Below are 22,656 nucleotides of genomic sequence, written 5' to 3'. Positions count from 1 at the left end.
GTAGTCATTGTCCTTATAGACAGGGTTTTTCGCCCTTTAGTACCGTTCAAGTTGTGGCGGGTCATGGGCGCTTGACCTGTCAGGTATCGCATTGACAAGCAGACAAGGCTGCCTGGTATCTTCCCGTGATAAGCGCTCAACGGTTCGATATGGCGTGCCTCAAGGGGGCCCAGATGAATTGGCAGGCCGTGGATCCGGCCGGGTCGCGCACCGGTCGGCAGGGCCGGGGAGCCGTCGGCTTACCGCACCAGGAACCCGCGTCACCGCAGGCCGCGACCGAGGGCACGGAGCCCGGCGGCGCGCGGGGACTGCGGGTTCTCGTGGTCGAGAACGACACCCGGGCCGCCGAGACCCTGGTGCAGGAGCTGCGCCGGCACGGCCACCTGGCCGAGAGCGTGACCACGGGTGCCAAGGCGCTGCGCGCCCACGAGGGCGTCGACCTGGTCCTCCTCGACCTCGACCTGCCCGACCTGGACGGGCTGGAGGTCTGCCGTCGGATCCGGTCGGTCGGCGACGTCCCGATCATCACGCTCACCACGCGTGGCGGCGAACTCGACTGCGTGCTCGGTCTGCAGGCCGGGTCGGACGACTACATCGTCGAGCCGTACGGTTTCCCGGAGTTGCTGGCCAGGATCGAGGCGGTGATGCGCCGGGTCCGCCCGCGCCGGACGCGGGCGAGGGTCATCACGCACGGGCCGCTGCGCATCGACGCCGCGACCCGCGAACTCCTGCTGGACGGGCGGCGGGTGGAGGTGACCCCCAAGGAGTTCGACCTGATCCGCCTGCTGGCGTCCCAGCCCGGGACCACCCTGTCCCGCCGCGAGTTGATGAGCCAGGTGTGGGGCGATGAATGGTCGCACCGAGGGCGCACGATCGACACCCATGTCAGCAGCCTGCGCGGCAAGCTCGGTTCGAGCGGCTGGATCGTCACCGTGCGGGGTGTCGGTTTCCATATCGGACATCCGTAGCCGAGTGGCCGAGTGGCCGAGTCGGCCGAGTGGTCGCGTAGTCGCGTGGCTCCCGTAGTCCCGTAGTCCGGTGGTCCCTTGGCCCGCGGCCCTCTCGGGCCGTACGCAGGTCCCCGTTCGCATCCGGACCGTTGCCTACCGGGCGGCTGGCGACCCCGTGCGGCGCATACAGTACAGACAGGTCTGTTTTCTAGCGTGGAGTGCGAGGATCGGGGATGGCCCAGCAGGAGAGAGGCATCAGGTCGAGACGCTCGATCCTGGAGGCGGCCGCGGGAGTGTTCGGGGAACGCGGGTACGACGCGGCGAGCACGAACGAGATCCTCGCGAGGGCGGGACTCACGCGCGGCGCCCTGTACCACCACTTCCCCTCGAAGGAGGCGATCGCGACCGCGTTGGTCCAGGCGCAGGGCGAGGCCCTGGTGGTGCCGGACCAGCCGGTGAAGCTGCAGGCCGTCATCGACCTGACCCTCCGCTTCGCGTGGCGGCTGCAGCACGACACGGTGCTGCGGGCCAGTGTGCGCCTGGCCGTCGAGCAGTCGTCCTTCTCGCCGTCGGCCAGGACCCCGTACAGCCAGGCGGTCTCCGTGGTGGAGGATCTGCTGCGGCAGGCGGACCGGCAGGGTGAACTGCTGCCCGGTACGGACCCGGCCGAGGTCGCGTCGACACTGGTCGGGGCGTTCACCGGCCTTCAGGTGATGTCCCAGGCCTACAGCAACCGGCAGGATCTGCCGGGCCGGATCTCCGCGTTGTGGCGGTTGCTGCTCTCGGGTCTCGCGGCCCCGGGCATGCTCCCGCGTCTGCGCACGACGGCCACGCCCGAGTCCCTGGAGGCCGTGGCCGGGCGGCCGGTGGGGCCGGCGGCGCCGGGTGATTCGTCGGTGGGGGTGAACGGCGTGGCGTGACGGCGGGCACTCCGACTGCGACCGGGCGGCGGGGTGTCGGCCTGCGGGACCGTGCCCCGTGTGGGATCTTCCCGCAGCGCGCCCGGTGCGGCCGGGTGGTGCGGCCGGCTGGTGTGCGGGGCGGAGGGGCTGCCTGCCAGGCGCCCCCGACGGGCCCGGTGTTCCCCGGAGCCGACGGGTGCCGGCGTCCGAAGCGGTGGTGGCGGGACCGCAGGACGGTTCACGCCGTTCGGGCAGCCTGGCAGGCGTCCCTGGACGAGCGGTCGTGCCCGGACGGTGGGGGCGGCGCGCACCGGCGGGTTCAGACCGAGGCGATGTCCGTCAGGGTGCTGCTTCCGACGGATCGCCGCAACTGCTCCACGAGTTCGCTGATCCGCTCCTCGTCGCGCCGGTAGTGGGTCCATTTCCCGACACGGGTGGAGCGGACGAGGCCCGCGCGTTCGAGCGTGGCCATGTAGGCGGAGACGGTGGACTGGGCGAGCCCCGCCTTCGCCTGGATGTGGCTGACGCAGACGCCGACCGTGCGCGGGTCGGTGACGGCGGGGTCGACGGGGAAGTTGTCCTCGGGCTCGCGCAGCCACTGGAGCACCTGCAGCCGCACCGGGTTGGCCAGTGCCTTCAGGGGTTCCAGCAGGGGCGCGAGGTCGCCTGCGGCAGGCGTGTCGTGGGTCGTCATGGGGCCTTCCTGTGGATGCACGTCACCGGATCTTATTCATCGATGATAGGCGATGCGTTGCGGAAGTGTGAGCTTCCGGCCGCTCTGACGACTCCTCGGCGAACCGCCTTGACAGGACGCATCGAACTTCTGCGATACTTCGATCTGACCGGGTCTCAGGGCGCGGTCCCGTACCGCAACTGCCACTGCAACGAAGGGTTTTCACATGCCTGTCGGGCTCATCGCCCTGGCGCTGGGGGGCTTCGGTATCGGCCTCACGGAGTTCGGGATCGTCGGGTTGCTGCCTGAGGTGGCGCACACCTTCGACGTCTCGGAATCCACCGCCGGCTACCTGGTCTCCGGATACGCGCTGAGCGTCGCGGTGGGTGCGATCGCCCTGACCGCGGCGATCGCCCGCTTCGACCGCAAGAAGGTCCTCGTCGGCCTGATGCTGCTGTTCATCGCGGGGAACCTGATCTCCGCGATCGCCCCCACCTACTCGCTCCTCATGGTCGGCCGGATCGTCGCCGCCCTGTGCCACGGCGCGTTCTTCAGCGTCGGCGCCGTCGTCGCCTCCGACATGGTCGCCCCGAACAAGAAGGGCAGCGCCATCGCCCTCATGTTCGGCGGGCTGACCGCGGCCAACGTCCTCGGTGTCCCGCTCGGGACCTTCCTCGGCCAGCAGCTCGGCTGGCGCTCCACGTTCTGGGCCGTCACGGTCATCGGCGTCATCACCCTGATCGGCGTCCAGGTCCTGGTGCCCAGGACCGAGGCGGCCGCGGGGACGAACCTGCGCAGCGAACTCGCCGTCTTCCGGCGCGGTCAGGTCTGGGTGTCCATCGTGCTGAGCGTCTTCGCCTTCGGCGGGGTCATCGGCGGATACACCTACATCGCCTTCACACTCACCGATGTCAGCGGGTTCGCCACCAGCACCGTGCCCTGGCTGCTCGTGCTGTTCGGTGTCGGTACGTTCCTCGGCAACTTCCTCGGGGGCAAGGGCGCCGACAAGTCCCTGAACAAGACGCTGATCGGCATCATGGCGGGCCTCACCGTCGTCATGGCGCTCTTCGCGCTGAGCGCGGGGAGCAAGATCGCGACGGTCATCGCGCTGCTGCTGATGGGGACCATCGGTCTCGCCGCGGCCCCCGGCCTCCAGGTGCGGACGATGAAGTACGCGTCGGACGCGCCGACCATGGGCTCCGGAGCGAACATCGCCGCCTTCAACGTGGGCAACGCGCTCGGCGCCTGGCTCGGCGGCCTGGCGCTCGCGGCGGGATTCGGGTTCGCCTCGCCGCTGTGGGTGGGCTCCGGGCTCGCCCTGGCCGGGCTCGTCGTCGTCGTGGGGGGTTCGCTCGGCGGCCGGTCACCGGCTCTGGCGGCCGTTCCCGCAGGTGCGGCCGAAGGCGTCGGGACAGGCGCGGGCACGGTGGGGACCGGCGTCCGGTAAACGGGCGTCCGGAGGGCGCGCAGACCATTCGAAGAATCAGGTCCGAGGAACTTTTCGAGTTCCTCGGACCTGATTTTTTTCGCGCCCGGAAGAAGTGTGACGACAGAGTTTCGAAAAGAATGCCATCAGGGCAATGCACCTTGCTGGCAAGCGGTGTTGACACTCCTCTGACGTGCGCTTGACGGTCCCCTGAACGTCCTTTGCGGGGCCTGTAGAGAAATGACGAAGCCTGTATCGGCGTCGGTTGAACCCGCTTACGAGGTCCCGACATAATTTTTTCAGCGATTCGTTCCGGCGATCCGGGGAAAGCGTCGGCCCCGTTGTCGGGCGCCGGTTCTCCCGGCGGCGCGCACCACAGCGCGCGAACGAAGAGTGAGCGATGCACGGCACGGGCCAAAGGCGCTCCGTCTCCCCCGGAAACAACCCGAGAAGGCGATTTTCGTGACCCGTTCCCTTTCATCCGTCGACACCCCGCGCACCACGGGACGGGCCGTCCCCGTCGTCAAGGCCCTCGGTCCCGCACGCCATGCCCGCATGGCCGGCTTCTTCCCCGGGCTGGGCAGCCGGGCCTCCTACCAGGGCCTCGGCCGCTCCCTCCTCGACTCCGGGATACCGGCGATCACGGCCGTCTACGAGGAGGCGGCAGGCGCCCTCGGTTTCCCCGGGCGGCCGGACCTCCTGCTCGTGGCCTCGGAGAACCTTCCCGAGGGGAAGCTGGAGCGGCAGGGCTTCATCGGGGCGGCCCTGCTGGTGCACAGCCTCGCTCTTGACGCCCGTCTGCGGCACGCGGGCGGGCAGGACGGGGCCTTGGCCGACGTCGTGGCCTACACCGGCGAGAGCTTCGGCATCCTGACGGCCGCCGTGGCGAGCGGGGCCCTGTCCGTGGCCGACGGCGTCAGGATCGCCCAGGTGTTCACGCCGCTGATGCTGGTGGCCGCCGGGGCCCGGGACACCGACGAGGCGTTCGCCCGTACCGTCTCCTGCTACCTGCCGGGAGGTGACCGGCGGGCGCCGCTGGTGCCGGAGCCCTCCCATGTGGTGGCCGTGCGGGCGCAGAGCCCACAGGCCCTCGAGACGGTGCTGGGGCGCCTGCGGGAGGCGTACCCGCTCTCCGACGTCGAACTGCACAAGACCTACGCGCCGACGCAGGCCAACCTCTACGTGCGCACCGGCGTCAAGACGGAGTTCGACCGGTTCGTCGCCCGCTTCCCGCGGGTGTCCGTCGAGGAGTTGAAGGACCCGACCGTCTTCCTGGCGCACTCCGCGCGGATGCGTCCCGCGCGCGACGCGCTGGAGCGCTTCCTCGACATCAACGGCGTGCGGTTCGCGGAGCCCCGGGTCCCGGTGGTGTCGAACCACGACAGCTCGCTCCTGACCACCGGGGCCGGCGTCCGCCTCGGCGTCCTCGCCATGACCGACCGCGTCATGGCCTCGCAGGACACCTGCGCGACGCTGGACGGCCTCGGTGCGGACCTGGTGGTGGAGCTGGGGCCTGGCGGCAAGTCCGTGCGACTGCTGAAGGACAACGGGGTGCTCACCCCCGTCACGGCGTACACGGCGGGGCCCGGGGACGGCGGGCGGCTGCCGAGGGTCCTCGCCGCGAGTGAGCGCCTCACGCTCCTGCTGGAGCGCCTGCGCACCGGCGCGGAGGCACCGGGTGCCGCGCACCACGACGCACTGCGGGAAGTGTTCGGCCTCGCCGCCGACAGCGAGTTCTGCGACGACCACTTCTCCCGCGTCCTCGGACGGATCCTCGCCGATGAGGCGCCGCGGCCCGGGCGGGCGGGGGCCGCGGGGTTCCACGACTTCCTGGAGGTCTTCCAGCACACCCGCAACTACCGCGAGCACATCGACGCGGCCCGGGGTGAACTGGTCGTCAGGGCACGCCTGAAGAAGGACATCACCGCCACCGACCCCGCCCTGCTGGGCAGGGCGTGCGTCGAACTCAAGGTGCTGGACGCCGCGGGCGCCACCACGACCAGGACGGTCCGCACCAGCCGGCCCGAGGTGGTCGTCGTCCACTTCGACTCGCTCCCCCACCTCGGTGACGCGGAGGTGGCCGCCGGGACCCGGCTGCTGCTGGACGAGAGCCCCACGGACCTGGGTGCCTTCGACCGGGCGCGCGGCGAGCGGCTGCCCGGTGCGGTCGACCTGCAGGCGGGCGACCTGATGCCGGGCACCCCGCGCCGCGGCGACACGGATCCCGTCGGCGCCGGCCTGGACGCCGGCGCCCTGTCCCCGGCAGGGCACCGCGTCGTCCACCCGTACCTGCTGTTCCAGGCCCTCGCCCGGCACCGGCCCGCGCTCTTCGCGGGGACCGACCACTACCTCGAAGCGACCGACACGGAGGGCTGGCTCGCGGCCCTGGCGGCCGCCGGCGCACTCTCCCTGGCCGACGCCGTCGCGCTGTCCACCGATCCGGGCGGGGACACCGTGGAGCGGATCCTGTCCGGTCTCACCGAGGGCCTGATCCCGCTCGTGTCCCCCGAGGGCGTGCCGGTCCAGTCCAGGAAGGACCTCGCGGACGCCACCCGCGCCGTGCTGCCGTCCGGCACCCCGGCCACCGGGGCGCGGCGGATCCACCTGGGCGGCAACTGCCAGATCGTCGCGCTCGGCCCCGGTTCGACGGACGCCGGTGTCGACGCCGGACCGTACGACACCGGCGTCGTCACGGTCCGGGAACCGGCCGAGGCGTGGCGCAAGCGGCTCAACCCCGCCCTGGACGCCTTCGAGTACACCTGCCAGCTCGGCCTGACCGCCGAGAGCGCCTGCGTCCTCGACAACGCCCGCAGCCGCCGGGTCCTCTCCAGCACCGTCTGCGCCTACATCCACCTGGACGAGACGCTCGTCAGCTTCGGCAAGGGCGGCAGCGAGTCCATGACGATCTTCGTGAGGAAAGAGGGCGAGGAGCACATCACGGTCCGGAAGATCCTCAGCGAGGCCCTGACGACCGCGCACTGGAACCCCGAGGGGAACGGCGTCATGCTGCCGCCGTTCGCGAAGGCCAAGAAGCAGGCCGAGTTCCTCCAGTCCCTGCCCGCCTCGGTGCGCGGCTGCTTCCCTGAGGTATTCACCGTGCTCGAACGGGAGATCCCCGTCCCCGCGCACCGGCGCACGGACGGCCGCACGGCCGACCGCGAGGTCATCTACGAGATGAGTTACGTGGGCGGCGAGGAGGTCAGCCGGTTCATCGAGAAGCGGACACCCCCGCCGGCCGTCGTCGCGCGCCTCTACGAGCAGATCATCCGGGTCCTGAACGAGAGCGTGCACAGCGAGAACCGGGTGCCCGCCCCCGGCGAGACCGTGGACATCTCGTACTTCAGGAAGATCGAGGACCGCCTGGACCTGTGCCGCCGCACGGCTCCCGGCACCTTCGACGACGCGCTCCTCGCGAGCGAGCACATCGTCATCGACGGCCACTCCTACCTCAACGCGGCCGAGCTGCTGCGGAGGTTCCGGGACACCGCCGAGTTCCTCGACGTCCTCGAACCGGCCTTCCACTCCCTCGTCATGGGCGACACGAACACCGAGAACATCAAGATCCTCGACACCGCGCCGCTGCTGCACGCGCAGCGGGTGATCGAGTCCGGGGCCCCGAAGAGGGACGTCGACGCGGCGCTCGCGGCCATCACCGCGGATGCGCTGGGGATCATGTTCCTGGACCCGCGGGCCATCGGCTTCAAGGGCGAGGGCAAGGACACCCGCGACGACGCCATGTACGACAACAAGCCCTGGCACAACTCCCTCGGCCACTACGACGAGATCCACTTCGAGCGGTTCAGCATGCACGTCGCCACCGGCGAGGGGATGACGCCCCGGGTGGACATCGCGTTCCAGGACGGCAACCCCTACCAGCGGTCCTACCGCGTCCGCGACGTCGTGGCACACGGCGGCACGGTCGACACCGCGTCGCCCCGGGGCATGGAGGACCACTTCGCGACGGTGATGACCGCCGCGCTCGGCCTGGACGACCCGGACTCGCCCTTCCTCAAGGACGACCCGTACTGGCTGGTCCGCTTCGTGTTCATGATGGGACAGCACTTCACCGCGATGCCGCCGTTCCACTTCCAAAAGGAGCTGGACGGCACCCTCACGGACACCTACCAGGCCCAGCGCCGCCCTGTCGCGATCTACTGCGAGGGCGTCAAGTGGCTCAACTGGGCGCTGCAGATGCTGCAGGGCACCAGGACCGAGTTCCTCGGCCTTGCCGTGCCCCCGCTGCCCCATCTCGCCCACGGAACACCCCTGCACGCGGCAGAGCCGTACGCCCCGGAACGGGTGGACGAGGCAGCCTGACCGAGCGGACGCGGACCCGCGTCGGGGGTATCCCGGTCACGGTGTCCGCGCCCGCTGAACGCCGCCTGTCCGCGCGGCACTTCACCCGGCGGCCGCCGGGCAGTCCCGGCCACGTCGCCGAGCACATCGGGTCGAGCCATCCCCGGCACATCACCGAACACCGCCGAAGCGCACAGCGCTGGACGTACCGCCGCTTCACCGACCGCCGCTTCACCGAACACGCCTGAACCGCCCGCACTTCACCGAACGCCCGGTACGCACACCGCGGAAGGAACACCCATGACCTTCGTCACGTTCCCGGTCCCGGTCGACGGCCTGCACCATCTGTCGAACGAGACCCGCATGATCGCCACGCCCTGGAGCCGCATGGTGCGCGGCATAGGCCTCGGCCAGCACCCCATCGCCTACAACCCGGTCGCCGCCGCGCGCATCCGGCACGCCTTCGCCCTGCTCGCCGCGAAGGGCGCCGAGAGCAGCGCGTACACCCGGTTCTCCCGGCTGCTGGCCCACTTCGTCCTCGACGTCACCGACCCCGCCCGCTGCCTGCACCGCCGCGACCTCGAAGCGGACCTCGGCCCGATCCTCGCCACCGTGCGGGCCGAGGAGAACCCGTACTTCCGGGTCATGGCCGGCTGTGTCCTGATGGACGCCTTCGCCAAGCTGGGCCTGGACCGGACCCTGCTGGTGGGCGCAGACGCGGACTTCGCCGCGGAGACCCTGGACGTCGTCGACACGATCGAGGCCGACCGGATCAAGGACGAGAACGCGGGTCGGCACGGCCACTACGAGAAGCTGTCGGCCTACACCGCCGCCTTCCTCGCGATAGGCCAACTCGGTCTGGGGGAACGGCTGGTGACCGGGCCCCGGCACTACGTCCGGGAAGCCCTCGCCCTGCTGGAGAAGATTCCCGCGCCGTTCTTCCGCGGGCGCGGGGGCGCCATGCTCCTGTCGGTGATCTCGCTGCTCGGCCATGAACGGCACATCGTCGACGACAACGGCCGGGACCACATCAAGGAAGTCCTCACCCACCTGGACCGTGCCGGGGAACTGGACAACCCCCCGGCCTTCCCGCAGCCCATGTCGGCGGCCTTCACCCGGGTCTATCCGCTGCTGACCATGCTGAACGCGATCGCCATGAGCGGCCGTCCCGAGGAGTACCTGTCCTACGGCCGGGACCGGCTGGCGGAGGCGAAGGACCTGATGGCCGGCCTCCGACCGGTCGAACGCACCCACATGGGCCTGTACTACCTCGTCGCCCTGCACAACCTCGGCCGGCTGCGGGACCAGATCCCGGACCTGGACGGCTTCGTCGAGGGCATCGTGGGCGAATGGAGGCGGACCGACCCCGGGGCGAACTACTTCCTCAACGGGATCTCGTACCCCTACATCCTCCAGACCGCCCTGCTCACCGGCCGCACCGACCTGATCGAACCCACGGCGCTGGACCGGCTCGTGGACTGCTTCCCCGACCTGGACCGCACCGACGACGACCGGGTCAACCGCCCCTATCCGTTCGCCTACGCGCTGAACGTGCTGGCGGAACTGGGCTCCGCGCACCTCCTGTTCGAGCCCCGGGACAGCTACGGCGGCGCCACGCCCATCTCCTGGGTCATCGACCGGCTCTCCGACCAGGGCCGCGAGGAGCCCCGGCTGTACATGCTGAACCACGCCCTCGTCAGCTACGCCCTGCGGCTGCGTGGTCCGGGGCGTGAGGCGACCGCGCTGTTCCAGGAGTTCGACTTCCACCGGGGGCCACGCGGCTGAGATCACGGCACGCGTTTCAGGGGGCGGGCCCCGGCGTGTTACCCGGGCCCGGCCCGGGTGCTCGACCCGTCCGGTCCGGGCCCGGGGGTCCGGTCCGGTCCGCTCCTGTCCCGTCGGGTCGGCCCCCCTTACACTCCCCGGCGATCCGGTGGCGGCCCGTCCCGCATCCCCCCACCGGAGCGGGCCGCTACCGGCGGTGACGCAGCGCGTAGCCGAGCAGGCGCGAGCGGGCTTCCCGCTCGGTGATGCCGAGCGCCCTCCCGACCGTCTCCCAGGGCGGTCCGTCCCGCTCCACCGCGAACGCGGCCTCGCCCGCGACCCGCTTGGCGGTGCGCTCCAGCGCCGCCACGGCTCTCAGCGCGGCGAGCGGCGCCTGGTCGGCGAGCGCGTCCAGCCGGTCCTCCACCTGTTCGAGCAACTCCTCCAGGCCCACGGGCAGGGGCACCGACTGCGCGGCGACGTCGTCGAGGTGCCGCTCCCAGTCGGTGTACGGGCCGGATACGTCGAAGTCCTGGAGACCATCCTCGGCCAGCGCGTCCCAGTCGATCGGGTAGCGGGACGCGCCGCGCCACCCGCACGAGCAGGAGCCGCGCACGTCCACCGCGCGGGGCCCGCTCCTGCCACCGTCGTGGACCCACCACTCACTGGTCTCGTGCACGCCGCTGCTGCCGGTGTCCACGTAGACCGGCTTCGGCTCGTCGCCGTCGGCGAGGACCGGTCCCGGCCTGCCCTCGTGGAACGAGCCGAACTCGTCCCGCTGCCACCCCATGGCCGCACCGCCTCCTCCACCCGCTCCCCTGACCCGTCGCGCCCGCCCATTACAGCAAGGGGGACACCCGGCCCGGGGGTACTCGCCGATACCTGGCCCGAATCAGCGGGCGGCCCCTCGCAGCCGGGCCCCGGACCCGCGGGCGCGACCGGCGGACCGGAGGGCGGGCGCCGCGTATTGCGCCGTAAGAGGGAATAGAGGCCGGTATTTCCCCACGTGACCGATCCGGGCCGACGGTGGTGGCGAATAGTCGGCGCGAGCGCCTGCTGACGGAGCGGGTGCGCCGTCTGGAGATGGGGCGTGATGGGCGTAGAGCGCATCGATACCCGGCTGCTGGAAGAACTCATCGAGCAGTCGCAGGACTTGAACAGCGACGCGGTACGGATCACTCACGAGGCGCTGGGCGACTTCGCCGAGGCCACCGGGGACCGGTCGCGCCGGAACTGGTGGCGTCGCGGCAGCGCGGTGGCGGGCGCCGCCGGTGCGGCGGTGGCGCTGTCGGCGGTACGGGCCGTCGCGGCCACGTCGAGCGACGACGTGATGGCGCTGCAGACGGCGGCGTCGATCGAGAACCTGGCGATCAGCGTCTACCGGACGGCGGCGGGCCTCCCGTTCGTCAAGAACGGCAACAAGACGGTCGCCACGTTCATCGCGAGGACCACCGCGCAGCACGAGGCGCACGCCAAGGCGTTCAACGCGGCCGCCACGCAAGCGGGTGGCACGGCGCAGAACGCGCCCGACCCGAAGTACGTTGCCGTCGTCAAGGCGGCGCTGCCCGGCATCAAGACCCCGGCGGACGTGGTGAAACTGGCCATCACGCTGGAGGACGTGGCGGCCCAGACCTACACGAAGAACGTGGGGCAGGTCAGCAGCGCCCAACTGCGCAGGCTGTTCGCCTCCGTGGCGCCGGTCGAGGCGCAGCACCGCACGACGCTGCTGTCGGTGCAGGCGCTGCTCGCCGGGAACATGGCCGACCTGATCGCGATCCCGACCGACGCCGCCAAGCTGCCGGCCGACCTGGGCAGCGCCGGGATCCCCGACACCTTCTACCCGACCAAGGACGCGTCGCCGATCACCGAGGGGGCCGTGAAGTGAGCGCCGAACGCGACAGCTGGGAACTCGGGATCACCGAGAACCGACTCGCCCGCATGACGCGGGACATGGACGAAGCACACCGCGCCACGCTGCCCGCCCTGCACGCCGGGACCACCGACCTGGGCGCGGGGATCCGCGGCCGTGCGGCAGCCGCGGGCGTCGCGCCCCGCGACGCGGGCCGCCGCACGGTCCTGCTGGGTGCGGGCGGGGCGGCCGCCGCGTTCGCCCTGGCCGCCTGTTCCGGCGGCGGGACCGGAAAGAAGTCCGCGGGGGCGGCGACGGAGGCCCCCGCCGCCGCGTCCTCGGCCGCCGGCAGCGGCACGTACACGGGCGACCTGAAGGTCGTGGCCCTGGCCGTGGCCCTGGAGAACCAGGCCGTCGGCGCGTACCGCGCGACGCTCGCCGCGGCGAAGGCCGGGAAGCTCGGCACGGTGCCGCCCGCCGTCGCGACGTTCGTGACCACCGCCATGGCCCAGCACGCCGACCACGCCAAGGCGTGGAACGCGGCGCTGCGCCAGGCCGGCAAGCCCGCGATCACGAACGTACCGCTGTCGAACCAGGCCGATGTGACGGCGGCCCTCGGCAAGGCCACGAGCGTCGGCGCGGTGGCCAAACTCGCCCTCCAGCTGGAGGACCAGGCCGCGCAGACCTACCTCGTGGCGGTCTCCACCGTCACCAGCAAGGCGGCCATCGAGACGGCGGCGACGATCGCGCCGGTCGAGGCCATGCACGCGTCGATCCTGCACTTCGTGCTCGGGCAGTACCCGGTGCCGGACTCGTTCCTGCCGACCGACAAGGCCGCGAGCCCGGCACTGCTGACGGTCTGATCCGCAGCACGCAGCACGCAGCACGCAGCACGCAGCACGCAGCACGCAGCACGCAGCACGCAGCACGCACCACGCAGCACGCACCACGCCGCGCGTCCTCGGCGCGCAGCACGGTGCGTGCCGCGGGTGCGCGTCCCTGGCGGCCCGCAGGGCCCGGAGCCGGTCGCGGGAGGAGCCCGTCGCCCGTTCCGCCCGCACCCGCCGCCCGCACCCGTTCGCCCGCACCCCTCAGTCGCGCGCGGCGCGGTCCTCGGCGCGGCGGACCAGGTCGAAGCAGAGGACCGCCGCGGCGCTGGACACGTTCAGCGACTCCACTCCGCCCGCCATCGGGATGTGCAGCGACCGGTCGACCCAGCGCTCCGCCTCGTCGGAGATGCCCTCGGTCTCGTTGCCCAGCACGAAGGCGACGTCCTCCGGGAACCGCTCGGTGTAGAAGGAGCCCTCGGCCTCCCCCGAGAGACCGTAGATCCGGTATCCGGCCCGCGACAGGTCCTCCAGGCCCTCGGCCGCCGTACGGCAGCGCAGGATCGGTGCGTGGAAGGCGACTCCGGCCGACGCCTTGATCACCAGTGGGTCCACGCTCGGTGAGCCCACCCGGGGCAGGACCACGCCGGCGAGCCCTGCGGCCGTCGCCGTGCGCAGGATCATGCCGACGTTGGACGGGTTGTTCACGCCGTCCAGCACCAGGATTCCCCGGCCCTGCGCCGCGCGGTCGGTGGCCGGCTGGTCCAGGAACTCCGCCAGCGGCGCCATCCGGGGAGCCACCACGTCCGCGATGATGCCCTGGTCGTGCTTGCCGTTACCGGCCAGCACCTTCACCCGGTGGGCGCTCGCCTCCCTGACCGGTACGCCGCGCCGGGACGCGAGCCGGAGGATGCGGTCCAGGTTGTCGCCGCGTGCGTTGTCCGCGACGACCAGCTTGTCCACCCGCAGCGCCGTGTCCTGAAGGACTTCGAGGACCGGCATGCGCCCGTAGACGGTGATGAACGTGTCCTTCGGGGAACGGCCGGCGGGCGTGCCGCCGGTCGTGTGGGCGGGGGTGGTCCTCGGGGAGGAGTGGGAGCCGTTCATGGGGGGATTCTTTCGCACCCGGGGCGGAGCGCCCGCCACGGGCGTCGGCCGCCGCCCGTGGGCCGCCGCCATGGGCCGCCGGTGGCGGTGACAGTGGCGGTGTCACGGCCTCGGCCCCGTCGTGGACGGTGTTCTTCGCGGCGGGGGCGCCGGCGTGCTCATCCGCGACGCCGGAGGAGCCGCTGTCCGGGAGATGCGGGAGAAGCCGCTGTCGCGGGAGACGCGGGAGATCGCGGATGGCAGGGGGGAGGCACCGGAGGGCCGGGCCGTGCCGACGGACACGCGTCCGGCGGGGGCGCCCCCGGCCGGGCTGCCCGGCGTCCCGTGTCCTCGCCCCGCGTCCCCGCCCGGCGCCCCGTGTCCCCGCCCCGACACCGGACGCGGGTGGTGCCCGCCGGGTCCGTCCCCGCGGGCACCACCGTCCTTCACGGCGCGTCGGTCGGCTCAGTAGCCGACCGCCACCTCCAGCCACTGCGCGTTGCCGTGCGAGACGTACGAGGACTGGCCGGCCACGTCGTCGTACGGGAAGCCGTAGGCCAGGCCGTTGAGGGCGTGGTCGTGCCAGAACTTGGCGTAGTAGTTGGCCGGGCCCGCCTTGTAGAACTGGCCGGGATCCGACTGCTGGGCCGCGGGCAGGGTCGCCACGTGGCGGTTGAGCGCGGCGCACGTGTTCGGATCGCCCGCAAGGCTGCCGGCACAGCCGAAGATGTGCTGCGTGGTCTCGTTCACGCCGACGGACTGGGCGTACGCGGTGTAGTAGTTGGCGTTCACGCCGCCGGGCTGGAAGCTCGGGTCGCTGCCGGGCGCGATGATCCGGTACGGGGCCTGGGAGCGGGCCAGCACCTGGAACTGCTGCGGCACGGCGGCCACGAAGTCCGTGAAGACCTGGTCGCGCGACTCGTCGAACAGCGACTGGGTGTCGCCGACCTGGACGTCGTACCCGTCGCTCGCGTGCAGCCGCATCGCGAGGGGCAGGCCCCAGGCGTCGACCCGGGTCGTGTTGCCGTTGAACACGCCCCCGCCGACGGTGAATTCGATGAAGTCCTGGTACTGACTGGTCGGCGAGCCGACGTAGAAGTACATACGGCCGGAGGAGTTGGCCGGCATGTCGAGGTAGGGCTGCTCGGCGATGGAGTGCGTCTGCCCGTTGAAGCTCCAGTAGACCTGGCTGTCCGGGTAGGCGCCGTTGGTGCGGTTGAGGACCTTCACCTCGATCATGTTGTGGGCGGCCGGGATGGAGCTCGTGTCGCCCCAGAAGGCGTCGCCTGTCGGGTTGGTGCCGCCACCGCCGGGCGGGGTGCCGCCGCCGCTGCCGCCGGTGCCGTACACCTGGAACTCGTAGAGCGAATAGCCGTACGGGGTGGCCCGCTTGGTGCCGTACACGCGGATGTAGCGGCCGGAGCCCGTGACGTTGAGCGTCTGGACGCCGCCGGTGGCGGTGGTGGTGGAGTAGATCGACGTCCAGTTGGTGCCGTCGGTGGACGTCTGGATCTGGAAGGCGGTGGCGTACGCGGCTTCCCAGTTGAGGACGACCTGGCTGATCTGGGAGGTGGAGCCGAGGTCGACCTGCAGCCACTGCGGGTCGGAGAAGGCGCTCGACCAGCGGCTCGTGGTGTCTCCGTCGACCGCCGCCGACGCGGGCGTGCCGGGGGCCTCGGTGGAGGAGGAGGTGGCGGGCTTGTTCTGCGAGAGCAGGGTGCCCGCCGCGTGGGCGGGCGCCTGCGTGAGTGCCAGGAGGCATGCCGCGACGAGGGCGGCCAGGGCGATGATGGCGACAAGGGGTCTGGGCCGGTGCCGTGGGGGCTGCCGGTGCACGAGTGCGCCGGTGCTGCTGCTCGACATGGGTGTCTCCTCGGAGGGGAGTGGGGGCCAGTTGAGCCTCGGCCTGCCGGGAGCGGTCTGAGAGCGCTCTCAGCGGGGCGACTGTTTATATGCCGTCGGCGCGGCGCCCGTCAACGGTTCTGTCAAAGGATCAAGTTCTCTGTCCTGTACGGGAGTTGAGCGGTTTCGGGGGCGGCATACCGGCGGGTCCCGACCGCCGTCCGGGTGCTGCGTGAGCTCACCTGCGGCGACCCGTCCCCCCCGGGCCCTCCCGTCCTCCCCGGCCTTGCTTCGGGGCCCGCCAGGTCCTCGGCCGGTCGCGTGCATGCGCTCCACTGGGCCCTCCGCCCACCTCGCCCGGCGCCCCACCCGGCCGTCCGCCGGGCTCACTTCGGCCTCCGCACTTCGGCCCCGCACTTCGGGCTCCGCGGCCGTGCTCCGCTCCGCCGTCCGTCCGGCCCTCCCGGGGCGCGTGCGGTCGTGGCCTTCCCGGGGGTTTCGGTGTGTGTGGTGGAGCTGTGGCGGATTCGTGGGGGTGGACGCCGGATATCGGACGCCGTCCCCGGGGCGCTCGGGGGTCCGCTGGGCGCGTCGGAGGAGGAGCGGCGGCCGGACGGGAGGGAAAGGGGTGCGATCCGGTGACGGTTGGGGCGTGTTGCCGGTCCGGGACTCCGGGGAAGCGGGGCCCGATGAGCATGGAGTGGAAAATTCCGCTTGTGTGGGTTGGAGTCGACGCCCGTCCGTTGAGAGGCATTTGTCGAGATTGCACCTTCCCCTCTGTCACAGCTTTGCTTCAACAACACATAGTCATGGTGTGTTTTCCGCAGGCCACTTGTGTCACGTGCGTGCTGTTGCGGCATACTCGTTTCCCCGGCCATCAGGCACGGACCATCAACTACCTCGGCGGCGGCAGCTCCTCGTCGACCCGGGCGCGACACAAGGCCCGCGGCGCGGCGTGCTGGGCACGTGAGCACTGCTCGGAACCGGTCACCGCCACGTATTCAGGAGTACCGAAGTGCAGAGTTCATTCGCCAGACGTCTGATAGGTGCTGCCGGAGTCGGTTCCATGGCTGCGGCGCTGACCCTCGCCGGCGTGGGTTCCGCGTCCGCCCACGACAAGGGCGGTCAGGGCCAGGGCCACTGCGGCGCCGTCCAGCTGAAGTTCTCCACCGACGGTGGCAACAGCTGGACCACCAACGACACGATCGGTTCTGCTCCCAGCAGCATCCAGGTCAAGCTCACGGGCAACGTCACCAAGGGCTGCGACTACCCGGTCTCGCTCGCGGCGTACAAGGCCGACGGTCCCAGCTGGGAGTCCTCCGGCACCCAGGTCTTCCTGGGCGTCGACCAGGCCACCCTGTCCAAGGGCACCAAGCAGGCCACCCTCCAGGTCAAGGGCATCGACAAGTCGGACTGCTTCGGCCAGATCGACCTGTACGGCAACAACAAGGTCTACGACGGCAAGAGCGGCGCCCTGCCGCACTACCCCGACTCGTACACCCCGACCGACCTGATCGCGCACTGGAACGGCGCCTTCGACAAGTGCGACCAGGGCGGCGGCTCCACCCCGCCGTCGAGCCCCCCGGCCACGCCGCCGACGTCCCCGCCGGCCACCCCGCCGTCGAGCCCGCCGGTCAGCGACACCCCGTCGCCGTCCACCTCGGACTCGACCTCCCCGAGCCCGTCCACCTCGGACTCGACCGCGCCGTCCGCCTCGCCGAGCAGCAGCGCCCCGGCCGTCGCTGACACCGCCGCCCCGTCCGGCACCCCGGTCGCCCAGCCCGTGTCGAGCACGCCGACCCTGGCCGAGACCGGTAGCAACAGCTCGCAGACCACCACCTTCGTCGCCGCGGGTGCCGCCCTCGTCGTCATCGGCGCCGGCGCCGTCGTCTTCACCCGCCGCCGGAACCGCACGCAGGCCTGATCCCGCGTAGGCGCGTCGCCCCGGGTGGCGCGCCACCCGGGCCCGGCGCGCCGCCCGAGCACCGGGCGGCACTGAGCACGGCGCACGGACAACGACGAACCGGCCAGACCGCATCCAGCGGTCCGGCCGGTTCGTCGTTGTGGCACGTGGGCCGACGTTCGCGCGCCGCCGGATCGGGGCCGTGGCTCCGGGCCCTGGTCCACCGTGCTCCCGTAGCCCCGTAGCCCCGTAGCCCCGTAGCCCCGAGCCCCCGTAGCCCCGTGGCCTTGTCGCGGCGGGTCGACGGGTCTGCGATGCGGCGGGTCGGCAGGTCGCCGGTGCGGCGGCGCGCGAACGGTCGTCAGCGGTAGGTGTTGTTGCTCGTGTGGTCGCCGGCCAGCCAGCTCTTCAGGTCGTCGTGCGCGCTGCGGCGCCGCTCCGCGTCCGAGGTCTCGATGCCGGGCGCGTCGAGGGTGAACTCCAGCAGCAGCCCGTTGGGGTCGCGCGTGTAGAGCGAGCGGCAGTAGCCGTGCTCCAGTACGTACGTCTCCTCCGGCTCCCAGTCCGCCTCCTTCAGGCGGGCGGCGATGCCGTCCTGCACCTCCGCCGTGACCTTCAGCGCGATGTGCTGGAACGGCGAGTGCGGCATCTTCGGGCCGAACTGCCGCTGGTCGTCCTCCTCGGCGAACTGGAAGAAGGCCAGCGCGCTGCCGTCGCCGAGGCCGTAGAACGTGTGGCAGTACGTGCGGACCTTGCCGAACAGCTCGTCCGACTCCTTCCACGTGGCGATCAGGGGCAGGCCCACGAGATCCTCGTAGAAGGCCCTGGTCGCCTCCTGGTCCGTGGTCACATAGGCGTTGTGGTGCAGGCGGCTCGGCAGGGCCTCGGTCATCGTCGTCGCTCCCTTGGGACGGGCTTCCCCGGTGAGGGGGTCAGGTGGCCCGCCGGTCTTGCGGACATCTGTCCGCACGCCGGTCAGGCGATCCGACAATTGTCCCTGTCGGGTACGTTGTCAAGGTCTTGCGGCCCACCTGCAGGGGCCGTCCGCCAGCGAAGAGGAGCCGCACCATGGCGCGCGAGGGGACCACGCCGGACTTCATCGAGGCCCTGGCCCGGGGCCTTGAGGTGATCGCGGCGTTCTCGGCGCGCTGCCCCGAGATGTCGCTGAGCCAGGTGGCGGAGGCGACCGGCCTGGCCCGGCCGACGGCCCGCCGGATCCTGCTGACGCTCCAGGAGCTGGGCTACGTGCGCACCGGCACCGGCACGGGCGCCGGCCGGTACGCGCTGACACCGCGCGTGCTCGACCTCGGCGTCGCGTACGTACGCTCCTCGGGCCTGTGGGAGGTGGCGCGGCCGCACATGGAGCGGCTGGTGGGGCAGACCCGCGAGTCCTGCTCGATCGCCCAGCTGGACGGCTCCGACATCGTCTACGTCGCGCGCGTGGCGGTCCCGAAGATCGTGACTCTGGCGGTGCAGATCGGCACCCGCTTCCCGGCGCCGCAGACCTCGCTCGGCAAGGTGCTGCTGGCCGCGCTCGGCCCCGGCGAGCTGGCGCGGGTGCTCGCCGAGCCGTCCCGCTCGGGCGTCGTGATCACCCGGCCGACCGGCCCCGAGGCGCTCGCCGGGGAGCTTCGCGAGGTGCGGGCTCGGGGCTGGGCGCTCGCGGACGAGGAGCTGGCGCCGGGTATCCGGTCGGTGTCGGCGCCGCTGCGCGACGGCGAGGGCCGGGTGATCGCCGCGCTGAACGTCAACGCGCACGCGGCGGAGACCTCGGTGGACCGGCTGGTGGAGCACCATCTGCCGCTGCTGCTGCAGGCGGCGGGTGAGATCGGCGCCGACTTCGCACGGCTGGCCGCCGTACCCCAGGTGACCGTCGGGGCGTGAGGCCCGGCGCCCGCTTCCCGGCGGGCGTGGGGCCCGGGTCCCCGGGGCGCAGGGGCCTGGTCCTGGCAGGGCCCTGCGCGGTCGGGGCCTCGTGCGGGCCCGGGCGTGCTCCGGCGCGGAGCCCGCTTCCGAAAGTCCGCTCCCGGAGGTCGGGGCCGGGGGCCGGCGGCCGCGGCGTGTCTTGACGCGGATGCCGGGCGCGGTGTCATATCGCCCTGGCGGACAATTGTCCGCTGACCGGACAGGAGGGTGGCGCCGAGATGCAGGACAGCAGCGCGGACACAGCGGGGCCCGACGATCCACCGCTGACGGGAATCCTGGTCGCCGACTTCTCCCGCGTCCTCGCGGGCCCCTACGCCACCATGCTGCTGGCCGACATGGGCGCCACCGTCGTCAAGGTCGAGAGCCCGGCGGGCGACGAGACCCGCACCTGGCAGCCGCCCGTACGCGACGGGGTGTCGACGTACTACCTCGGCGTCAACCGCGGCAAGCGCTCCGTCGCCCTCGACCTGCGCGATCCCGGTGACCTCACCGCCGCCCGCGAACTCGCGCGCCGGGCCGACGTGGTGATCGAGAACCTCAAGCCCGGCGGCATGGCCAAGTACGGCCTCGACCACGAGACGGTCGCCGCGGCCAACCCCGGTGTCGTCTACGCCTCCATCAGCGGCTTCGGTTCCGGCGCCGGACGCCATGTGCCCGGCTACGACCTGATGGTGCAGGCCGTCTCCGGGCTGATGAGCCTGACCGGCGACCCGGACGGCTCCCCGTACCGGGCGGGCATCTCCGTCTTCGACGTGATGGCGGGCAACCACGCCGTCATCGGCATCCTCGCCGCGCTCCGGCACCGCGACGCGACGGGCCGGGGCCAGCACGTGGAGGTCAACCTGCTGTCGTCGGCACTGACCGGGCTGGTCAACCACTCCTCGGCGTACGTGGCGGGCGGCGTCGTCCCGTACCGCATGGGCAACGCGCACCCGAGCGTCTTCCCCTACGAGCCGCTGCCGACGGCGGACCGCGACCTGATCGTCGCGGCGGCCAACGACGGCCAGTTCCGCGCTCTGTGCGAGGTCCTGGGCAGCCCCGGGATCGCGGACGACCCGCGCTTCGCGCACAACGCGGACCGCACCGCGCACCGCGAGGAGCTGCGGCCGGTGCTGGTCGCCCTGCTCGCCGAGCGCGGCGCCACGGAATGGTTCGAGCTGCTGGTCGCGGCCGGGGTGCCGTGCGGGCCGATCAACACCATCGACGGCGGCTTCGCGATGGCCGAACGGTTCGGCCTGGAACCGGTCGTGGAGGTGGGGAGCGGCGATCGCGCCCTGCCCACCACCCGGCACCCGATCACCTTCTCCGCGACTCCGGCACGGTACGAGCTGCCGCCACCGGAACTCGACGAGCACGGCGCCGAGGTGCGCGCGTGGCTGGCGGCCCCCGAGCAGCCCGCGCGCGAACGGAGCGGGCCACCCGACCCGGCAGGGCCCGCGGACCGCGGCACGCCGGGCGGGACGGGGGAGGACGCATGACGCGCCCCGGCCCCGGCAGGCCCGACGCCACCCCCGGGCAGGGCGAGCGGGACGGCGCGGGAGACGGCCGCCCCGGCTACCCCACCGCCCTCGGCGCCTCGTCGCCCACCGCGATCACCCTGCTCGGTCATGACCTCGCCGCCGACGTCATGGGTGAGGTCGGCTTCGGCGAACTCGCCTACTGGCTGGCCACCCAGCGCCGTCCGAGCCCCGGTCAGGTCCGGGTCTTCGAGGCGGTGCTGGCCGCCCTCGCCGACCACGGCTTCACGCCCACCGCGATCGTCACGCGCCTGACCTACCTGTCCGCGCCCGACTCGGTGCAGGGCGCGCTCGCGGCCGGCCTGCTCGGCGGGGGTTCCCGCTTCCTCGGCGTCACCGAGGACACCGGACTCTTCCTGCACGACGTGCTGGACGCGCACGAGGGCCCGCTGCCCACCGACGAGGCGGGGTGGGACGCCCTCGCGCTCGCCACCGTCACGGCCCGGCGCGAGAGCGGCCGGTTCGTACCGGGGCTCGGCCACCATGTGCACAAGCAGGGCGACCCGCGCACACCCCGGCTGATGGCGATCGCCCGCGAGGAGGGTGTATTCGGTCCGCACCTGGAACTGTTCGCCGCGGTCGGCCGCGTCCATCCGCGCGTGCTGGGCCGGACGCTGCCGCTCAACGGCGCGGGTGTCTGCGGCGCCGCCCTCGCGGACCTCGATCTGCCGCTGCCGCTCCTGCGCGGCTTCGCGCTGCTGGCCCGTACGGCGGGGCTGATCGGGCAACTGGCCGAGGAACTGCGGCACCCGGTCGCGAACGACGTGTTCCTCTCCGTCGACCGCAACAACCGCCCGGTGGACCCCGATCCGTACCCGGCCGGGGAGTTCGGCGGCGGGAGCGCCCCGGGACCCCGGCCGTGAGGGAGCCGGTGCTCGTGCTGGTGCACGGCGCACACCATGACGGCGGCTGCTGGGCCCCCGTGGTCGAGCGGCTGGCCCGGCGCGGGCTGCGGGCGCTCGCCGTGGATCTGCCGCTGACCTCGTACGAGGACGACACCGAGGCCGTACGCGCGGCGGTGCGGGACGCCGCGGCAGGCGGGCGCCCCGTGGTGCTCGTCGCGCACAGTTACGGCGGGCTGCCCGTCTCGGCGGGCGGCCACGGCGCCGACCGGCTGGTGTACGTCGCGGCGCGGATGCCGCTGCCGGGCCACTCGCCCGCCGCGCTGAGCCCCGAGTGGGGGTATCCCGCGTTCCGCGCCGCCTCGGACGTACGGGAGGACGGCGCGGTGGTGCTGCGCCCCGAGGCGCGCGAGGTGCTGTACTCGGGTTCGCCCGAGGCGGCGGCCGAGGAGGCCGCGCGCCGCTGGCGCCCGATGTGGAGCGCCGTACCGGACCGTCCGGTACCGGATCCGGCCTGGTGCGGGCGGCCGACGCTGTACGTGGTGTGCGCGCGGGACCGTACGGTACGGGTCGAGGCGCAGCGCGCCTGTGCGGCCGAGGCCATGGCGAGCGCCGAACTCGACTGCGACCACTCGCCGTTCCTCTCCGCGCCGGACGCCCTCACGTCGCTCCTCGCGGACCAGGCGGCGTGGGCGGCCCGTGCGGCGGGAGCCGGCCGTGCCGCGGGGCGTGCGCCGCGGAGCCGCGAGGGCTGAACGCGGCGCCGGACGGCGGGCAGCTCCTCCGCGCCGGAGGCGACAGCGGGTACCCGGGGCGCCGGGACCCCGAAGCCCCGGCGCCCCTGGCGCGCTCG

The 22,656-nt window shown here is 72.3% G+C and carries 18 protein-coding genes; 13 read left to right on the top strand and 5 right to left on the bottom strand.

From position 1 onward, the window contains the following. Positions 1-173: 173 nt before the first annotated feature. Together OG310_RS15670 and OG310_RS15665 are read left to right on the top strand one after the other, a co-directional pair. On the top strand, positions 174-968 hold the full coding sequence (locus tag OG310_RS15670) for a response regulator transcription factor (RefSeq protein ID WP_329456501.1): 795 nt from the start codon (positions 174-176) through the stop codon (positions 966-968). A gap of 215 nt (positions 969-1,183) precedes the next feature. Continuing rightward, on the top strand, positions 1,184-1,870 hold the full coding sequence (locus OG310_RS15665) for a ScbR family autoregulator-binding transcription factor (RefSeq protein WP_329456500.1): 687 nt from the start codon (positions 1,184-1,186) through the stop codon (positions 1,868-1,870). Positions 1,871-2,171: 301 nt separating this feature from the next. Here the strand turns inward: OG310_RS15665 and OG310_RS15660 are convergent, their stop codons facing one another. Continuing rightward, positions 2,172-2,546 (bottom strand): ArsR/SmtB family transcription factor, encoded by a 375-nt coding sequence (locus tag OG310_RS15660; RefSeq protein ID WP_329456499.1) that lies wholly within the window; start codon positions 2,544-2,546, stop codon positions 2,172-2,174. 205 nt (positions 2,547-2,751) lie between these two features. On the opposite strand from OG310_RS15660, the gene OG310_RS15655 reads away from it, so the two are divergent. From OG310_RS15655 to OG310_RS15640, 4 genes are all read left to right on the top strand, one after another. Next, positions 2,752-3,972, top strand: coding sequence for an MFS transporter (locus tag OG310_RS15655; RefSeq protein ID WP_329456498.1), 1,221 nt, complete (start codon positions 2,752-2,754; stop codon positions 3,970-3,972). A gap of 441 nt (positions 3,973-4,413) precedes the next feature. Beyond that, positions 4,414-8,268 carry an ACP S-malonyltransferase gene (locus tag OG310_RS15650; protein WP_329456497.1) on the top strand — a complete coding sequence of 1,285 codons (3,855 nt, stop codon included), beginning with the start codon at positions 4,414-4,416 and terminating at the stop codon, positions 8,266-8,268. Positions 8,269-8,309: 41 nt separating this feature from the next. Continuing rightward, positions 8,310-8,495, top strand: a complete 186-nt coding sequence (locus tag OG310_RS15645) for a hypothetical protein (RefSeq protein ID WP_329456496.1) — start codon at positions 8,310-8,312, stop codon at positions 8,493-8,495. 52 nt (positions 8,496-8,547) lie between these two features. Continuing rightward, positions 8,548-10,032, top strand: coding sequence for a hypothetical protein (locus OG310_RS15640; protein ID WP_329456495.1), 1,485 nt, complete (start codon positions 8,548-8,550; stop codon positions 10,030-10,032). Between the two features lie 187 nt (positions 10,033-10,219). On the opposite strand, the gene OG310_RS15635 is transcribed toward OG310_RS15640, so the two are convergent. After that, positions 10,220-10,801, bottom strand: coding sequence for a hypothetical protein (locus OG310_RS15635; protein WP_329456494.1), 582 nt, complete (start codon positions 10,799-10,801; stop codon positions 10,220-10,222). Between the two features lie 303 nt (positions 10,802-11,104). On the opposite strand from OG310_RS15635, the gene OG310_RS15630 reads away from it, so the two are divergent. Both OG310_RS15630 and OG310_RS15625 read left to right on the top strand, forming a co-directional pair. Next, a complete protein-coding gene (locus OG310_RS15630) occupies positions 11,105-11,896 on the top strand; it encodes a ferritin-like domain-containing protein (protein ID WP_329456493.1) in 792 nt (263 codons plus the stop codon). Continuing rightward, on the top strand, positions 11,893-12,723 hold the full coding sequence (locus tag OG310_RS15625) for a ferritin-like domain-containing protein (RefSeq protein WP_329456492.1): 831 nt from the start codon (positions 11,893-11,895) through the stop codon (positions 12,721-12,723). The genes OG310_RS15630 and OG310_RS15625 overlap by 4 nt, the downstream gene beginning before the upstream one ends. A 228-nt stretch (positions 12,724-12,951) precedes the next feature. Here OG310_RS15625 and OG310_RS15620 read toward each other — a convergent pair whose 3' ends face one another. Together OG310_RS15620 and OG310_RS15615 are read right to left on the bottom strand one after the other, a co-directional pair. Continuing rightward, positions 12,952-13,794 carry a TrmH family RNA methyltransferase gene (locus OG310_RS15620; protein ID WP_329456491.1) on the bottom strand — a complete coding sequence of 281 codons (843 nt, stop codon included), beginning with the start codon at positions 13,792-13,794 and terminating at the stop codon, positions 12,952-12,954. A 444-nt stretch (positions 13,795-14,238) separates the two neighbouring features. Continuing rightward, a complete protein-coding gene (locus tag OG310_RS15615) occupies positions 14,239-15,636 on the bottom strand; it encodes a beta-1,3-glucanase family protein (RefSeq protein ID WP_329456490.1) in 1,398 nt (465 codons plus the stop codon). 1,045 nt (positions 15,637-16,681) lie between these two features. Between OG310_RS15615 and OG310_RS15610 the strand changes: the two genes are divergently transcribed. Beyond that, the gene (locus OG310_RS15610) at positions 16,682-17,539 is read left to right on the top strand and encodes an LPXTG cell wall anchor domain-containing protein (RefSeq protein ID WP_329456489.1); all 858 of its coding nucleotides are present in this window, start codon (positions 16,682-16,684) and stop codon (positions 17,537-17,539) included. 340 nt (positions 17,540-17,879) lie between these two features. On the opposite strand, the gene OG310_RS15605 is transcribed toward OG310_RS15610, so the two are convergent. Beyond that, positions 17,880-18,410: a VOC family protein gene (locus OG310_RS15605; protein ID WP_329456488.1), complete on the bottom strand. Its 531-nt coding sequence runs from the start codon at positions 18,408-18,410 to the stop codon at positions 17,880-17,882. A gap of 176 nt (positions 18,411-18,586) precedes the next feature. Here OG310_RS15605 and OG310_RS15600 point away from each other — a divergent pair, with 176 nt between their 5' ends. From OG310_RS15600 to OG310_RS15585, 4 genes are all read left to right on the top strand, one after another. Further along, the gene (locus OG310_RS15600) at positions 18,587-19,402 is read left to right on the top strand and encodes an IclR family transcriptional regulator domain-containing protein (protein WP_329456487.1); all 816 of its coding nucleotides are present in this window, start codon (positions 18,587-18,589) and stop codon (positions 19,400-19,402) included. 260 nt (positions 19,403-19,662) lie between these two features. Further along, the gene (locus OG310_RS15595; RefSeq protein WP_329456486.1) at positions 19,663-20,922 is read left to right on the top strand and encodes a CaiB/BaiF CoA transferase family protein; all 1,260 of its coding nucleotides are present in this window, start codon (positions 19,663-19,665) and stop codon (positions 20,920-20,922) included. Beyond that, on the top strand, positions 20,919-21,824 hold the full coding sequence (locus OG310_RS15590) for a citryl-CoA lyase (RefSeq protein WP_329456485.1): 906 nt from the start codon (positions 20,919-20,921) through the stop codon (positions 21,822-21,824). Before OG310_RS15595 ends, OG310_RS15590 begins: the two co-directional genes overlap by 4 nt. Then, positions 21,821-22,558: an alpha/beta hydrolase gene (locus tag OG310_RS15585; RefSeq protein ID WP_329456484.1), complete on the top strand. Its 738-nt coding sequence runs from the start codon at positions 21,821-21,823 to the stop codon at positions 22,556-22,558. The genes OG310_RS15590 and OG310_RS15585 overlap by 4 nt, the downstream gene beginning before the upstream one ends. Positions 22,559-22,656: the final 98 nt, after the last annotated feature.

This window comes from Streptomyces sp. NBC_01497 (assembly GCF_036250695.1).
Classification (GTDB): Bacteria; Actinomycetota; Actinomycetes; order Streptomycetales; family Streptomycetaceae; genus Streptomyces.
Note: the sequence above shows the minus strand (reverse complement) of the source record. Positions and strands in the feature narration are given on the sequence as shown.

Bases quoted from the DNA above. Each gene is read 5' to 3' on its own strand.
- OG310_RS15665 (WP_329456500.1), top strand. From the start codon at position 1,184: ATGGCCCAGCAGGAGAGAGGCATCAGGTCGAGACGCTCGATCCTGGAG.
- OG310_RS15655 (WP_329456498.1), top strand. From the start codon at position 2,752: ATGCCTGTCGGGCTCATCGCCCTGGCGCTGGGGGGCTTCGGTATCGGC.
- OG310_RS15610 (WP_329456489.1), top strand. From the start codon at position 16,682: ATGGCTGCGGCGCTGACCCTCGCCGGCGTGGGTTCCGCGTCCGCCCAC.
- OG310_RS15615 (WP_329456490.1), bottom strand. From the start codon at position 15,636: ATGTCGAGCAGCAGCACCGGCGCACTCGTGCACCGGCAGCCCCCACGG.
- OG310_RS15670 (WP_329456501.1), top strand. From the start codon at position 174: ATGAATTGGCAGGCCGTGGATCCGGCCGGGTCGCGCACCGGTCGGCAG.
- OG310_RS15605 (WP_329456488.1), bottom strand. From the start codon at position 18,410: ATGACCGAGGCCCTGCCGAGCCGCCTGCACCACAACGCCTATGTGACC.
- OG310_RS15660 (WP_329456499.1), bottom strand. From the start codon at position 2,546: ATGACGACCCACGACACGCCTGCCGCAGGCGACCTCGCGCCCCTGCTG.
- OG310_RS15635 (WP_329456494.1), bottom strand. From the start codon at position 10,801: ATGGGGTGGCAGCGGGACGAGTTCGGCTCGTTCCACGAGGGCAGGCCG.
- OG310_RS15590 (WP_329456485.1), top strand. From the start codon at position 20,919: ATGACGCGCCCCGGCCCCGGCAGGCCCGACGCCACCCCCGGGCAGGGC.
- OG310_RS15600 (WP_329456487.1), top strand. From the start codon at position 18,587: ATGGCGCGCGAGGGGACCACGCCGGACTTCATCGAGGCCCTGGCCCGG.
- OG310_RS15620 (WP_329456491.1), bottom strand. From the start codon at position 13,794: ATGAACGGCTCCCACTCCTCCCCGAGGACCACCCCCGCCCACACGACC.
- OG310_RS15630 (WP_329456493.1), top strand. From the start codon at position 11,105: ATGGGCGTAGAGCGCATCGATACCCGGCTGCTGGAAGAACTCATCGAG.
- OG310_RS15595 (WP_329456486.1), top strand. From the start codon at position 19,663: ATGCAGGACAGCAGCGCGGACACAGCGGGGCCCGACGATCCACCGCTG.
- OG310_RS15640 (WP_329456495.1), top strand. From the start codon at position 8,548: ATGACCTTCGTCACGTTCCCGGTCCCGGTCGACGGCCTGCACCATCTG.